This window comes from Deinococcus radiophilus, assembly GCF_020889625.1.
In the GTDB taxonomy this organism is placed as follows: Bacteria; Deinococcota; Deinococci; order Deinococcales; family Deinococcaceae; genus Deinococcus; species Deinococcus radiophilus.
This window is the reverse complement of the sequence record NZ_CP086380.1, coordinates 1,796,393-1,810,000: the sequence shown is the minus strand read 5'-3', so window position 1 is coordinate 1,810,000 and position 13,608 is coordinate 1,796,393. Positions and strand designations below refer to the sequence as shown.

Sequence of the window (13,608 nt, the reverse complement as noted above, 5' to 3'; positions counted from 1 at the left end):
CGTAACGCCATTAACGAACTGAGCGCCGAACTGGCTGCTCTGGACGTGCGCGTGAGCGACCTGGAGAACAGCGCTGTCAGCCGCGAAGACTTTGCCCGTCTGGAAGGCCGCGTTGACGCGATTGCTGCCAGCGACGCTGGGCAGGTTGCCGAAGAACTGGCCGCTGTCAACGAGATGGCGACCCTGCTGAACCAGGACGTCCTGGAGCTGCAAGACCGCGTGACCGCAGTGGACGGCGAACTGGCAACCTTCGACGAGCGCTTGGGCGTGGTTGAAGACCAGGTGGTAGAGAACACCACCACCATCGGTGCTCAGGGCGTGCGTATCACTGACCTGGAAAATGGCCGCGTACGGATGACCTTGGGCGTTTCGGGCGGCTATGGCCGTCTGGACCGAGTGACAGGTGACACGGACTTCGACGTTGACCGTGTGACTGAAGGCAGCTTCGCTGAGAAGCAGTACACTGGTCAGACCGCTGCGACCGACACGGCCACCACCCGCGTGCGTGGCGAGGACACCAACGCCTTTGAGGATGGTCTGGATGCTGGCATCACTGTAGGCGTTAAAGCCACCAACATTGACGCTGGTGCCGGCGTGGTCGTTGAAGAAGCTGGTGTGAACTTTGGCTTCGATCCTAGCTTCCTCCAAAACAGCCCGGCTTTGGGTGAAAGCGCAGGCGCAACCAATCGCTTTGTGGCCTATCTGGAATCCGCTGAAGCTACTGGCCGTATCGGTGACGACGCCCGCTTCCGCGCTGTTGCTAAAGCTGGCAACGTTCCTACACGTCCTGATGTAGTTAACCCTGTAGGCCAGCTGAAAGACGTACCTGGCTACAACGAATACCTCTTGCCTAGTGGTGTGAATAATGGTGTGACCGTGGGTGCGTCTCTGACTGATGTCCCTCTGGATCCCACTGTATTCATCTCTACTGGCTTTGGTAACACCCCTAACCTGCGCGGAACCTACTTGGCTGGCCGTGCCGAAGTCAAGCTGGGCGACAATGGTGATGTAGGCTTGAGCGTGGTACAAAACAATGCCACCACCGTGGCCGATGCTGCCAAGCCCGGTCAGAACCTGACCAACAACAACCCCAATGGCCGTACCGCTTTTGGAGTGGATGCCCGTTACAGTGTGCCTAAAGCTGCCGACAATGATGAAGTGTTGTACGGCGTCAAGGCTGTAGCTGTGGCCAGCATGATGGATGTGTTCTCCGCTCGTCAGGCTAACCCTGAACTAAGCCTGGGTGAATTGTACGAGATGGGCGACCGCGCTGCCGTTATTGAAGCCGAAGCTAACTTCTTCAATGTGGGTGCCCGCGCTGACTTCCGCGCTGTGACCCCTGGCTTTGGTGAAGTTGAAGTACCTGCTCCTACAGCAGAGAATCCCAACGCTACGCGCAAAGTAACTGGCGCTGCCAATATGGACGTAAGCACCACTGATGCGTTTGAGGCTGGTTACTCGGACGAAGTAGGCTACGGCGCAAGTCTGTCTACTCGCGTAGGCGCAGTTGAACTGGGTGCTGCTGGTGACACCTACACCAACTTCTTTGACGAAGGGTGGAACAATCGCCGCGCTACCCTGGGCGCGCACGCTGGCACTAACCTGGGTGCCTTCCGTGTCGTAGGTTTTGGTGGCTACACCACCGACGCTCGTGACAACAAAGACCTGACTGCTAGCTCCGGCTTTGTGGCTGTGGACAATGATGTGGTTCGTTACGACGTTGACCAAGTAGCCAGTGTTCGCAGCACTGACCGTGACCGCAGTAACACCATCTTTGCTCCTGCCAAAGTGACTGACCTGTACCGCTACAGCTCCGGCGCTGGTGTGCTGGTCACTCACGATGGCACCGCCACCAATGCGCTGGTCCCGAACCTGGACCTGGCTGCCATGGGCGAAAGCTTCTATGACAGCGGTGACACCTATGGTGCTGGCTTTGCTGCGTACAACCTGCGCGCCACTGACCGCCTGACTGTCTCCCCCTTCGTAGGTGGTTCGGTGTACGAGCAGAATGCTGCCAACCGTGCAAACGCTGCTGACAACACCCAGATCAAGGGCGGTGTGAACGTCTCAACTGAGCGCCTGACCCTGCCCTTCCAGCCCCAGTTCCGTGCCAGCCTGGCCGGTGCTCGCTATACCACTGGTGCCGTTGGTGAAGCCAGTGCTCAGGAAGGCACGGAGCTCGGAGCTAAGGCTGAAGTGACCTTGAACGAGTTCTTCTCGCCTGCTACCAAACTCAGCTTGGGCTATGGTTTTCACCAAGCCAACAACATCCGCGATAACGTCGGCTCGGCTGCGGGTCTGCCCAATGCTGGCGCCAGCAGCGTGTCTCCCTCGGTAGCAGACTTCCGTTTCGGTGGTCAAGTTGCTCAGCCCCGCGCTGTGGCCAATGGTAACAATACCCAGACCCAGGGTATCTATACCCAGCTGGCCTGGAACGATGCGCTGAAGTTTAACTACGGCGTCTTCCGCTTTGACGAAGACACCACCAGTGCAGATGACGCTGTGAACGTGGCTCACGGCTTCAAAGTTACCTACGGCGTGCGCTTCTAAACCCAACATTCCTCTCACTGCGAAGAAGGGAGACCCCCAGGCGGGTCTCTCTTTTTTTGGCCGCGGCTTTTTTTGCTTTTGACCCCGCCTATATAGTGGGGTCATGCTCTTTGTTTTTGGACACCAGAACCCTGATACGGACGCCATCGCCTCTGCGTTGGTGTATGCGTCTTACCTGACCCGGACCGGAACCCCGGCGCTGGCTTACCGGATTGGCGAGATGAACTTTGAGACGCCGTTCGTGCTGCAAGCTGCCGGGATTGAAGCGCCCCCCCGGCTGCCAGAGTTGGCGGAGGGTACGGCGGTTGCACTGGTGGATCACAACGAAACCGGACAGTCGGTAAGTAATCTGGCCCAACTGAACGTGACCCATGTGGTCGATCACCATAAGCTGGGTGACCTTCAGACCAATACTCCGGCCATGTTGCGGTTCGAGCCTGTGGGATCATGCGGCACGATCCTGCTGCGCCTCTACCGTGAGGCCAACCTGAGTGTGGAGCCCCTGGAAGCCCAGCTGATGCTGAGCGCCATTCTGAGTGACACCCTGCATTTCCGTAGCCCAACCACCACCGAGGCTGACCGTGAGGCAGTGGAGTTTCTGGCATCTGTGGCTGGGATAGATGACGTGGCTTCCTACGCCATGCAGATGTTTGCTGCCAAGAGTGACTTGGGGGATACTCCCGCCGAGCAGATTTTGGCCATGGACTATAAGGAATTTACCTTTGGTGAGGGAGATGATGCTCAGCGCTGGGGCCTGGGCGTGACGGAAACCACCAACCCAGGTTATGTGCTGGGTCGCCAGGATGAACTGCTGGCAGCCATGCGCCGCCTCAAGGACAAGGAAGGCTTGGCTGGAGTCATGTTATCGGTGGTGGACATTCTGGAGGAACACAACGAAACGCTGGTGGCCTCTGAGCAGGAAGCGGCGGTGGTGCTGGGCGCTTTTGGTGTGCAGACTGAAGCTTCACGGGCCAGTTTGGGGGGAATGATCAGCCGTAAGAAGCAGTTGGTGCCTGCACTGGAAGCTTACTTCGAGCAGCAAGGCTGATGACCCAGAGGCCGTCGGCTGCGCCTGAAGCTCTGTTGGATTGGCTGTACGCTCAGCAGCGCTTTGGCATTCGCCCTGGGCTGGAACGGGTTAGCGCACTCTTGGAGTGTCTAGGTCACCCTGAGCGTCAATTTCGGGTGGTGCTGGTCGGCGGGACCAATGGCAAGGGGTCGGTGTCGGCCACCTTGGCCAGCATTCTTCAGGCAGCCGGACAGCGTACGGGTCTGTTTACCAGTCCACATCTGCTCTATTTTTCCGAACGCTTCGTGGTGGATGGCCGCCCTGTGGATCAAGCCGAGTTGTATGCCGCTCTGGCTGAACTGAAGCCACATGCGGAGCAGCTGGAAGCGACCTTCTTTGAGATCGTGACTGCGCTGAGCTGCTCGCTGTTCGCCCGGGCAGGCGTGAGCTGGGCGGTGATGGAAGTAGGGCTGGGCGGACGTCTGGACGCCACCAATGTCCTATCGCCGGAGGTGAGCGTCATCACCTCAGTGGGCCTGGATCATACCGAGGTCTTGGGACACACGCTGGAGGCGATTGCCACTGAAAAGGCCGGAATCCTGCGGGAAGGGCAGCCCGCCGTAACGGCAGTATCAGAACAACTGTGGCCCGTACTGGAGGAAACTGGGGCGGACCTGTGGGCACTGGGCCGCGAATTTGAAATGACAGTGGATGTGCAGGCCCTCTCGGGGACGGCGCTGACTTTACGTTGGTGTCCCACCCCTGGAATGGACTGGCAGACCCTGGCGCTGCACACGCCGCTGTTGGGTCGGCATGGCGCTGCCAATGCGGCCGTGGCAGCCATGGTAGCCCTGCGCCTCGGTCTGCCACTGGAGGCAGTACGGGCTGGAGTGAAGGAAACCCGGTGGCCAGGTCGGCTGGAGCGCCTGGAAGCCGTGGGTCGGCCGTGGCTCTTGGATGGCGCACACAATCCCGATGGCGCGGCAGCTCTGGCCGATACCCTCCGGGAACTGGGTCTGGGGTCGGTGCGTGTGGTCTTTGGTGCCTCGGCAGACAAGGCCCTAGAGGAAGTGGTAGCCCAACTGGCCCCTGTCAGCTCAGAGGTGATCCTGACCCAGGCCCAGCTTAGTCCGAGGGCCACCAGCCCAGCAGAGCTGCGTCCACTCTGGGAGGCCCAGGGTGTGCCAGCCCACTGTGCAGCCACTCCAGCAGAGGCACTGGCTCTGGCTCAGCCCGGCAGAGGGTCCGAGCCTGTAGTGGTGTGTGGCAGCCTTTACTTGGTCGGTGAAGTGCGGGCGCTGCTCCTGGGAGACCAGAACGAGGGACGCGAGCGCTGGCAGTAGCGGCCATTCTCAACCACGAAAAACCCTCCGCGCCCTAGGCAGGGCAGTGGAGGGTGATGTGGTATCAGACTAGGCGGCGCCTTGCTGACCCGGATGTTCACTGAGGTAAAAGTGGGTGGCCTGCAACCAGGCGGCGGCCAGCCGTGCATGGGGATGCCCCCGCTGCTCCAGGGCCTCTTGGCCGCTGGACACCTGCTCGGCAAACTGGCGCAGGGCCGAAAGCCCACCTGCATTTTCCAGTTCAATCAGGGTGTTGAGGACCGTGGTCGGGTGAACATAACCGGCGCGGAGACTCTCCGCCATGACGCTGAGTGCTTTCATTTTGGTGCTCCTTGGGAGGGACTGGGCAGCAGCGTTAACCAGAGGCCGCTCAACTGCCGATAAATACGCATATAGGCCAAAATCCTGCCTTTGATTATGATTCTAGCAGAGCGCATCCGGCCTGGCAAGAAGCCGGGAGGCTCATTCTGTATTGACCGTATAGAAAGGCGCTGTTACAATCGGATTGAGGGAATGTTTTTTTGCTCCCAGCTGAATGGTCCTTATCCGTGGTCTGGCAGCTAAGGCAGACCTCTTGCAACACATTCAAGACTTCACTGAAGGAGGTGAGAGATGAAACTGCATGAACGCCTGCGCGAACTGAGAAGCGAGCGCAAATTGCGCCTAAAAGATGTCTCGGAGGTGGCTGAGATCAGCGTGCCTTACCTGAGTGACCTGGAACGTGGCCGCACCAACCCCAGCCTGGATACCCTACAGACGCTGGCGGCGGCCTACGGAATCTCCGTACACGACCTCTTGGAAGGTGTGGAGTTCTACGGTGAATCCGGCGAAGGGGCATTGCCTAAGGGCCTGGCCGATCTGATCGCTGATCCGGTTCTGGGCGCCCAGCTATCTCCAGATTGGGTACGGACCCTGTCACGCATTGAGCTGCGCGGCAAGCGTCCTGAGGGCAAGCAGGACTGGTACGAGATCTACTTGCACCTCAAGCGCATTCTGGACTGATTTTGACCACTGACCAGCCCCCACCGGATGGATTGGGTGGGGGCTGGTCGTTTCAGCACCTTATGAAGAGCATTGGGGCTGTTGCCGTCCTGCCAGCAGCAGGGCTCCGCTGCCCCACGCGCCACCGATCAGGATGACCGCCAGGGTCAGTGAGGGCCAGGCGACGGTGGCGGCCAGCAGCAACAGGGCGATCACGACGCCGACCGTATCGGGCAGACGGACATGCAAGCGGCAGGCCAGCTGACGGCCCAGGTCGAAGGCGCTGACGCCCAGGCCCAGGGCCACCAGCAAGACCAGCAGCATGACCAGGCCCAAGGCAGGTATCACCCACCCAGCAAAGGTCATGAGGGCGGCGGGCAGGAGCAGGGCAGCCATGGCCAGGACACCCAATGCCAGGGTCCGTAGTGGGGCATGTTGCTGCCGTCCCGCCAGCCGGCCTGCCGCGCCACTGACAAACAGCAGCAGCGTCAGCGCGCTGGTCAGTATCCAGAACAGCCCGGTCCAACCAGTGCTGCCCAGCCAGCCGAGCAGGGGCCGGAAAGCGCTGGCGCTGGCCAGTTGCCAGGCCGTGAGTGGGTCCTGCGGCTGATTGGTAGCCGTATCGTGTCCCAGCAGGGCAGTGACTGGGCCGCTCACCTGTACGTCGGCTTCGCGGTGAATGTCGCCCAGCAGAGTCAGGACCTGCCCGGTCACCTGGCTGCCGCTCTGGAGATAAACATCAGCGCCCAGCACAATCAGGTTGCCCTGATGGAGTCCCTGTACCACCTGATCCTGTCCCAGTGTGACTCCGCCGCCGTGCAGCGCCCCATACAGAGTGGGGAAAGTCAGCAGAGCCGCCAGCGCAAAAGCTCCGCTGCCTGCTATCCGTACGGCTTGGCGGGGCCAGCCGGCGGGGGCCAGGTGACGGTGAGGTTGCGCGGCGATCCAAGCGCTGGTGAGCAGCAGCAAAGCCGTACCCAGCATAAATGTAGCGGGCAGGCCGCTCAGCAGGCTACGCAGGGCCACTGCTCCGGCACTCAGGCCTGCCCAGGTCGAACTGACGCCCAGCAAGAGGAGTCCTGCGATCAAGCTGCCGACCAGTGCCAGCGGCGCGGCGCGCGGCTGACGCCGCACATCGGGATGAGGTGAGTACAGTGGGGCGTTGGCTGGGTCCGCTGCTGCGCGCGTGGCCTGGGCAATGCGCTGCGCCACATGACCTGCCACTGATCTAGGGAGCGGCGTGGACGGGCGAATAAGCTGCTCTGCCAAGCTGATCTGCCGTGCCATATCTCTTGCGACTGAGTGGGGCAGCGGGGGATGGGGTGAGTTGCTCAACTGAGCCGCAAGGTGGAGGGTGGCGGATAACTCGCGTGCCTGTGATCTGGGCAGGTCCGGGGCTGGCGCGGTCCGCAGCTTGTGGCCGAGTGCGATCTCGGCGGCCGTCCGGGCCGCAAGTGAGGACTGCGCCGCAGGCCAGGCCGGGCGGTTCAGCAGCTGTGGCAAGGCGGCCCAGCGGTCCACTTCTGCACGCAGTTCAGTGGGGAAGGTGGCCAGCCTGGCGAGTTCGTCAGCCGTGAGTGGTGTGCCACGCAGCCCTGCCTGGAGTTCAGCTGCGCGGTGCAGCAACTCTAGGTCAGATGGTTGGAGTGACAGCTTGCCCATAACAGTCTGGTTACGCACCTGGCCACCAGAAAGTTCCCGGATGAAGAATGGCGCAGGTTTCTCCCATGCTCAGCGAAACCGCCACTCCGAATCATTCGGGTGGCGGCTTGTGGTGGAACTGGTTGGCTTTTAGTCAGCGTAGCGCTGGTAGCTGGGCTGCTCTGCGCGCAGGCGGTGCAGGCGCAGTTCACGCTCGGTCAGCAGATGGGTTTCGCCGGTCAGGCGATCATCCATATACCAGTGACCACGCGTTGGGCGAGAAGTATTGAGGCGGCGCCAAGCGCCAGCCACGGTTCGGAGCATCGGAAGTCTGAACGCTTTCATGTGTCTTAGTTTGCCGCAGTTGCGTCAGCCAAAAGTCCCGTTTTTGTCATGACAGGGTCATGAGTTGTAAAAAAACCCTTTAGATTTATTCGAAAACAAATTATAAAAATATAAGTACGCCTGATAAGACATTCGTCAGCTTTTGAAAAAAGAAGAATTTGTCCATAAAAAATAGTTTGGTGTGGGGTGGCTGGCGTCAGATGTTTATCAAATGTAAACCTGGCGCCTAGAGTGCCTCGCAACTTTACACATACGTTCCGTGCGAACAGCTGTTCGGTCATGGCAGCCCTGAGCGCCGACTTGCATATGCCGGGCAAATCATTGTCTGTCTGACCGCTCAGCCTCTTGATATTCCGATAGCTGAGCCAATGCCTGTTGTCGCTGATCCTGTAACTCCTGCCAGGCAGTCCACAACTCGGCCGTCTGGGAGTCGGTGTCGTTCTGGTCCTGATCTGAACTGCCCAGGTTGCTTGCCAGGGTGATCAGTGCAGCCTGCAAGGCACCTTGCAAGAGGGCTGCACCAGCATCGATATCGCTGATTACGCTCCGGTGAACCAGCGGGCGTAGGTCGGTGGTGAGGGCCAACGCCTGAGCCAGTTCGCGGGCCAGTTGCAGCGGCACTTCGCGGGTCTGTCGGCGCAGTTTGTCGTCTGGGCCGCCGTCATTCTGGCGGGCCTGCTTCATAAAGTCGGCGTAAAGCGAAGCGTCCTCGTCCGCCAGCGCCTGAAGGCGAGACTGGAAGGAGCGCAGGGTATCCAGATGGTCAGTTAGCTCTGCAGGAGGGTCTTTTTTGCTGAGCGTCAGGTTCACGGCCAGGGTCAGCAGCGCCAGCCCGAATACCCCACTGATGGCTGTCACCGAGCCGCCCGTCGGGGTGGCACGGCGGCTGCCGGCGGCGTCCAGCAGTTCCTGTGCCGTATGGGTCCAGAGGGTGGGTAGGGTGTTCTTAGCGTCTGAGGTCATACCCACAGCATAGAGCCGGACGAAAACTCTGGGCACCGAATAAAGTTCTAGGTTTCATCAAGGCTTTTACGGCACTGGAAGATGCCACAAATCAGACTCTTATTGTTGAGACTTTGCACAAAAGAGGCTGATTGAATACTTGTCTTCTCTCTAGACCAAAAGAAAGCCAGGCATGCATAAGCTTCATGCCTGGCTCTGCTCTAAGAAGGCTCTGGGTTTACTTGACCAGGCCCAGTTTGCGGACTTCTTCGCGTTCCTCTTCCAACTCCTGGGCGGTGGCGTCCATCTTCTGACGGCTGAAGTCGGATACGTCCAGACCCTGCACGATCTGGTATTTGCCGTCCTTGACGGTGACTGGGAAGCCGTAGATCAGGCCTTCGGGAACGCCGTACGAGCCGTCGCTGGGAATACCCATGCTGACCCACTCGCCCTCGGGGGTGCCCAGCGCCCAGTCACGCATGTGGTCAATGGCGGCGCTGGCGGCACTGGCCGCCGACGATAGGCCACGAGCTTCAATGATGGCAGCGCCACGCTTGGCGACGGTGGGGATGTACTCGCCCTCGTACCACGCTTGGTCTACCAGGTCCAGTGCCTTTTCGCCGCCCACAGTGGTCCGGGACAGGTCAGGGTACTGGGTGGAGGAGTGGTTGCCCCAGATGGTGACATTTTTGATGTCTGTAACAGGCTTGCCGGTCTTCTCGGCCAGTTGGCTGATGGCGCGGTTGTGGTCCAAGCGGACCATCGCGGTGAAGTTGCCGGCAGGCAGATCGGGGGCGTTCTGCTGGGCGATCAGGGCGTTGGTGTTGGCGGGGTTGCCGACGACCAGCACCTTGACGTCACGGCTGGCGACTTCGTTCAGCGCTTCGCCCTGGGGCTTGAAGATGCCGCCGTTGGCGCTCAGCAGGTCGCCGCGCTCCATGCCCTGTTTGCGGGGCATGGCGCCCACCAGCAGGGCGTAGTCGGCGTCCTTGAAGGCCACCTTGGGGTCGTCGCTGGTGATCACGTCAGCCAGCAGCGGGAAGGCGCCGTCGCGCAGCTCCATGACCACACCTTCCAAGGCTTTCAGTGCGGGGGTGATTTCCAGCAGTTGCAGAATCACGGGTTGGTCCTTGCCCAGCATGTCGCCAGCGGCAATGCGGAACAGCAGGCTGTAGCCAATCTGACCAGCGGCTCCGGTCACAGCAACGCGTACGGGTTGTTTCATCGTCATAGGTAAACCTCCAACAAATGGGATTTGGGTAGTACAGCTCATCTTAGCGCTGGCGTGTGGCTGGGGGCTGTTCCTGGGCTGGGGGCAGAAAGGTAGTGCTCCTGCGAGAGGATGGGAAATAAACAAGATTGCGGCCACGCGGTACAGAAGGCCGCAGCCATGTTGTGGCCTTGCCTCAGGTCACGCTTCTGGGGCTGACATCCACCCGGATACGGCCAGCCCGCACCGTGTCCACGGCCGTCAGCAGTTCGCGCAGGCGCTCCGCCGAGCGGGCGCGCAGCAGCAGATGATAGGGGTACATTCCCCGCACACGGGCAATTGGGGCCGGAGCCGGGCCAAGGACTTCCTGGGGGGCCGCCCCCACGCCATGCAGTGCAGCGGCCACCTGATCGGCGGCGCTGCGGGCCTTGTCACGGTCACGGGCGGCCACCTCCACCTGGGCCAGGCACAGATGTGGCGGGTAGCCGAGCGCCTGGCGGATCTCCCACTCACGCTGCGGATACAGGCTGACACTTTGGCCCTGCCCCACCGCTTGCAAGGCCGGATGCCCTCCCTGAAAGGTTTGCACCAGCAGCAGTGGGGCGCGTTCAGGGTGCCACTCGGCCAGCTCCCACAGCAGCGTATGGTAGCGCTCGGAAGCGCGGAAGTCGGAGATGTTCAGCCAGGTGTCGGCCAGGGTGATGCCGACCAAGGCCAGTTCGGGTGGCGCGGGTTGCGAGAGCAGCAGTTGGGTGCCCACCACCACGCCCGGCGCGCCAGCGTGCAGTTCTGCCAGGTCGTCCTGATGGTCTTTGTCCAGGCGGTACACCGGGAAACCCGGCAGCAGCCGGGAGACTTCCTGCGCGATCCATTCGGTGCCGGGGCCTTTGGTCTGCCACATGGCCGCGCCGCACTCCTCGCAGGCGTGTGGCACCTGGCCCTTGTAGCCGCACTGGTGACAGGCCATGCCACGTGACTGCTGGTGAAAGCGCAGGGCCACATCGCAGTTGGGGCAGTGCGGCACGTGTTCGCATTGCGGGCAACGCAGCAAGGCCGAGTAGCCACGCCGGGGGGCCAGCAGCGCTGCTTGACGGCCCCGCTCCTGCACCTGCCGCAGTACCCGGCTCAGGTCATGGCTGAGCGGATAGCCCAATTGCCCCTGGGCCTGCCCTGGCATGGAGAGCGGCCCCAGTTCAGGCTGCTGAGGCGGCTGGCTGTAGTCCACGGTATGCAGCCGCACGCGGGGTGAGGCCAGCTCCAGCGCGGGCCACTTCACCGTTTCCACCGCGGGAGTCACACCCGCAGTGCCGAGTGATGCACCGTGCGCTCTGGCGATGGCCTGGGCGACATCCGGCACCCAGGCCCGCGAGCCAGCGGGGAGCTTGTAGGCGTCGCTGCCTTCATCCAGCACGATCACCAACTTCAAATCGGGCAGGGGGACGCTGAGGGCCAGATAGGGCCCGATCACCAGCCGCGCCTGTCCTTGCTGGATCTCTTGCCAGGCCCTTTCGCGCTGCTCGGAAGAGAGGAGACCACTGAACAGTAGCGCCTCTGTCTCTGCCTCTGCGACCAGACCGCTCAGCGCAGACCAGGCCCGTTCCAACGTGGCATGTTCTGGCGCCAAGACCAGCACGCTGCCACCTTCCCGCAACAGCGACAGCACGCGTGGAGCCAGCGCCCGCATTCGTCCGGTGAATTTGCCTCCGCTGACGCGCCAGCACTCTGCCTGGGGGACCCGGTCAGTTTCGGTCGGTGTCCAGGCGGAAGCGGGGTCCGGCAGGGCCGGCGGTGGCGCAGCCAGCTCGCGCAGTTCGGCGTGACCTTTGGCCAGCACGGCGGCCACCACACTGGTGCTCACGCCCGCGCCGCGTGCCCAGCTGCTCAGCGATTCCTGAGCGGGATATTCGGCCAGCCACTCGGCGGCCTCGCGCTGTTTGGGCGTCAGGCTGCTCTGACCCTGCCCGGTGGCAAAGACGCGTGAGACCAGCCGTGCCAGGGGTGTGAAGTCCTCTTCCAGCAGACCCTGCTCGCGCACGGCGTCCAGCAGGGCGGGGAGGTAAGCCGCGCCATCCGACCACTCTGGTCCTGGGACCGGCTGCGGAGCGGCATTCTCGGCAAAAGCGGTCAGGTCCGCGCCCGCGACGGCCCGCACCCGGTGCGTGAGGGACGGCTCCCAGCCCACACCGAGCAGGTCGCTCCAGACCAGGCCCAGTGGTAGGTGAGCGTCCGTCACCCACTGCGCCAGGGCCTGTACGGTTGCGGGGTGAACCCAGGGACACTCTGGCGGGTCCAGCAGGGCCACCGCTTCCCGCAGGCGGTGAGCGCCCCGTGCCTCGGCAGCGCCGACCACCAGCCCGACCACCGGCTCACCGTGCCACGGCACCAGCGCCCGGCCCCCCACCGGGACCGGCCCCGCATGGCCGTGCGGCGGGGCAAAGTCGTAGGCGGGAATCGGGCGGGGCAGGGCGACTTTCCAGACGGCGGGGGCGGCGGACATCAGCGCTCAGGGTAGCGCGGGCCTGGGCGCAGCGAAGGTGGCCTGAGGCAGCCCGCCCCTGGGATCAGACCGGCTGGCGTAGCGTCTCGTCCAGGGGTGCAGGTGCGCGGCGGGCCGAAAGCCATACTGCGCCGACGGCCAGTGCCAGACTGCCTAGACGGAGGCCACCCAGGGCTGTCCAAGGCAGGGCAGCCAGCCCCACCACGAACGGTTGCTTGGCGATGCTGGAAACCACCAGCACGGTGAGGGCCGTGGACAGTAGCCCGAACAGGATGCCTGTGACTGCATAGATGGTCCCTTCAAGAACCTGGGCCGTGCCGAGGGCGCGCGGAGCTGCGGGCAGAAGTCAGCGCGGGCACACTTGCTCAGGCGCAGGGCCTGACGGTGGAGCAGGCTTATTACCGCCTGAACCGGCTGCGTGAACTGGGCCTGGTGACGGTGCGTGAAGAGCCGCGCCGGGGCGGGCGGCCCATCAAGCAGTACCGGGCCGTGTCGCAGCGCTTCAAAATTCCTTTTGCACTGACCACCGCCGAGACGCGGGCCGCGCTGATCCGGCAGATGTTCACGCCGTATCTAGAAGAGTGGCTCAGGAGTTCCGGGCGTACGCTGAGCGCCCACCCCGATCAGACCATCACGGTCTATCTGGCCGGCGAGCATCTGGACATCAACCAAGGCGGCTGGGAGCGCGGCCCCGCAGTGAATGTCGGAACCTGGACCACGCTGAACCTCTCGCCCGAAACAGCCCGCGAATTGCAGGGCCGGATGCTGGACCTGGTGGCGTGGTTGGGGCGCCAGCCGCCCGGCGATACGCCCTACACGTTGGCGCTGCTGCTGGGCGAGGGGAGCGCCCGGCCTTAGCCCCCTGGCTTAGCCCACTGGGGCAGCGGGATGGGCGGCATTGACCTGCAAGTAAGGGTGCTGGCCGCTGAACCGGGCCTGGGCATTTTCCCCGGCCTGGTGCGCGAGCGCTGCACCTTGAGCCATCCACAGGCTGCCCAGGGCGGGGTCGAACTGGCCTTATTCCTCCAGCAACCGGAGAAACTCCTGCGGAGAATGATTGGAAGCGTCCTGTAAGTCGCGTTGCCGGGCA

Annotated in this window: 13 protein-coding genes (1 of these 13 running past the window's edge); 6 read left to right on the top strand and 7 right to left on the bottom strand. The window is 62.4% G+C overall.

Going from position 1 to position 13,608, the window contains the following annotated elements:
• The 3 genes from LMT64_RS09130 to LMT64_RS09120 all read left to right on the top strand — a co-directional run.
• Positions 1-2,550, top strand: the 3' portion of a protein-coding gene (locus tag LMT64_RS09130) for an S-layer homology domain-containing protein (protein WP_126352795.1). Its footprint begins 309 nt before the window's first position; the window shows 2,550 of its 2,859 coding nt (coding positions 310-2,859); the start codon falls outside the window, past its left edge; its stop codon occupies positions 2,548-2,550.
• 103 nt (positions 2,551-2,653) lie between these two features.
• On the top strand, positions 2,654-3,598 hold the full coding sequence (locus LMT64_RS09125) for a manganese-dependent inorganic pyrophosphatase (RefSeq protein ID WP_126352796.1): 945 nt from the start codon (positions 2,654-2,656) through the stop codon (positions 3,596-3,598).
• On the top strand, positions 3,598-4,902 hold the full coding sequence (locus tag LMT64_RS09120; protein WP_126352797.1) for a bifunctional folylpolyglutamate synthase/dihydrofolate synthase: 1,305 nt from the start codon (positions 3,598-3,600) through the stop codon (positions 4,900-4,902). The genes LMT64_RS09125 and LMT64_RS09120 overlap by 1 nt, the downstream gene beginning before the upstream one ends.
• Before the next feature lie 69 nt (positions 4,903-4,971).
• Here LMT64_RS09120 and LMT64_RS09115 read toward each other — a convergent pair whose 3' ends face one another.
• A complete protein-coding gene (locus LMT64_RS09115; protein WP_126352798.1) occupies positions 4,972-5,223 on the bottom strand; it encodes a hypothetical protein in 252 nt (83 codons plus the stop codon).
• Between the two features lie 291 nt (positions 5,224-5,514).
• On the opposite strand from LMT64_RS09115, the gene LMT64_RS09110 reads away from it, so the two are divergent.
• Positions 5,515-5,904 carry a helix-turn-helix domain-containing protein gene (locus tag LMT64_RS09110; protein WP_126352799.1) on the top strand — a complete coding sequence of 130 codons (390 nt, stop codon included), beginning with the start codon at positions 5,515-5,517 and terminating at the stop codon, positions 5,902-5,904.
• Positions 5,905-5,964: 60 nt separating this feature from the next.
• Here the strand turns inward: LMT64_RS09110 and LMT64_RS09105 are convergent, their stop codons facing one another.
• The 6 genes from LMT64_RS09105 to LMT64_RS09080 all read right to left on the bottom strand — a co-directional run bounded on the left by LMT64_RS09105 (position 5,965) and on the right by LMT64_RS09080 (position 12,759).
• Complete coding sequence (locus LMT64_RS09105; protein WP_126352800.1) at positions 5,965-7,563, bottom strand: polymer-forming cytoskeletal protein; 1,599 nt, start codon at positions 7,561-7,563, stop codon at positions 5,965-5,967.
• Between the two features lie 111 nt (positions 7,564-7,674).
• Positions 7,675-7,869, bottom strand: coding sequence for a hypothetical protein (locus LMT64_RS09100; protein WP_126352801.1), 195 nt, complete (start codon positions 7,867-7,869; stop codon positions 7,675-7,677).
• 318 nt (positions 7,870-8,187) lie between these two features.
• Positions 8,188-8,832 (bottom strand): cyclodeaminase/cyclohydrolase family protein, encoded by a 645-nt coding sequence (locus LMT64_RS09095; RefSeq protein ID WP_126352802.1) that lies wholly within the window; start codon positions 8,830-8,832, stop codon positions 8,188-8,190.
• Between the two features lie 217 nt (positions 8,833-9,049).
• Positions 9,050-10,042, bottom strand: a complete 993-nt coding sequence (locus LMT64_RS09090; RefSeq protein ID WP_126352803.1) for a malate dehydrogenase — start codon at positions 10,040-10,042, stop codon at positions 9,050-9,052.
• 175 nt (positions 10,043-10,217) lie between these two features.
• Entirely contained in the window at positions 10,218-12,518 is a 2,301-nt protein-coding gene (gene priA, locus LMT64_RS09085) for a replication restart helicase PriA (RefSeq protein WP_229253182.1), read from the bottom strand.
• A gap of 64 nt (positions 12,519-12,582) precedes the next feature.
• The gene (locus LMT64_RS09080) at positions 12,583-12,759 is read right to left on the bottom strand and encodes a hypothetical protein (protein WP_170166041.1); all 177 of its coding nucleotides are present in this window, start codon (positions 12,757-12,759) and stop codon (positions 12,583-12,585) included.
• 143 nt (positions 12,760-12,902) lie between these two features.
• On the opposite strand from LMT64_RS09080, the gene LMT64_RS09075 reads away from it, so the two are divergent.
• Entirely contained in the window at positions 12,903-13,376 is a 474-nt protein-coding gene (locus LMT64_RS09075; protein WP_126352805.1) for a hypothetical protein, read from the top strand.
• Positions 13,377-13,406: 30 nt separating this feature from the next.
• A complete protein-coding gene (locus LMT64_RS09070; RefSeq protein ID WP_229253181.1) occupies positions 13,407-13,592 on the top strand; it encodes a hypothetical protein in 186 nt (61 codons plus the stop codon).
• Positions 13,593-13,608: the final 16 nt, after the last annotated feature.

What these genes read in the sequence shown, in the direction of transcription:
- LMT64_RS09125 (WP_126352796.1), top strand. Translation starts at nt 2,654, where the DNA reads ATGCTCTTTGTTTTTGGACACCAGAACCCTGATACGGACGCCATCGCC.
- LMT64_RS09120 (WP_126352797.1), top strand. Translation starts at nt 3,598, where the DNA reads ATGACCCAGAGGCCGTCGGCTGCGCCTGAAGCTCTGTTGGATTGGCTG.
- LMT64_RS09115 (WP_126352798.1), bottom strand. Translation starts at nt 5,223, where the DNA reads ATGAAAGCACTCAGCGTCATGGCGGAGAGTCTCCGCGCCGGTTATGTT.
- LMT64_RS09110 (WP_126352799.1), top strand. Translation starts at nt 5,515, where the DNA reads ATGAAACTGCATGAACGCCTGCGCGAACTGAGAAGCGAGCGCAAATTG.
- LMT64_RS09100 (WP_126352801.1), bottom strand. Translation starts at nt 7,869, where the DNA reads ATGAAAGCGTTCAGACTTCCGATGCTCCGAACCGTGGCTGGCGCTTGG.
- LMT64_RS09095 (WP_126352802.1), bottom strand. Translation starts at nt 8,832, where the DNA reads ATGACCTCAGACGCTAAGAACACCCTACCCACCCTCTGGACCCATACG.
- LMT64_RS09090 (WP_126352803.1), bottom strand. Translation starts at nt 10,042, where the DNA reads ATGACGATGAAACAACCCGTACGCGTTGCTGTGACCGGAGCCGCTGGT.
- priA (WP_229253182.1), bottom strand. Translation starts at nt 12,518, where the DNA reads ATGTCCGCCGCCCCCGCCGTCTGGAAAGTCGCCCTGCCCCGCCCGATT.
- LMT64_RS09070 (WP_229253181.1), top strand. Translation starts at nt 13,407, where the DNA reads ATGGGCGGCATTGACCTGCAAGTAAGGGTGCTGGCCGCTGAACCGGGC.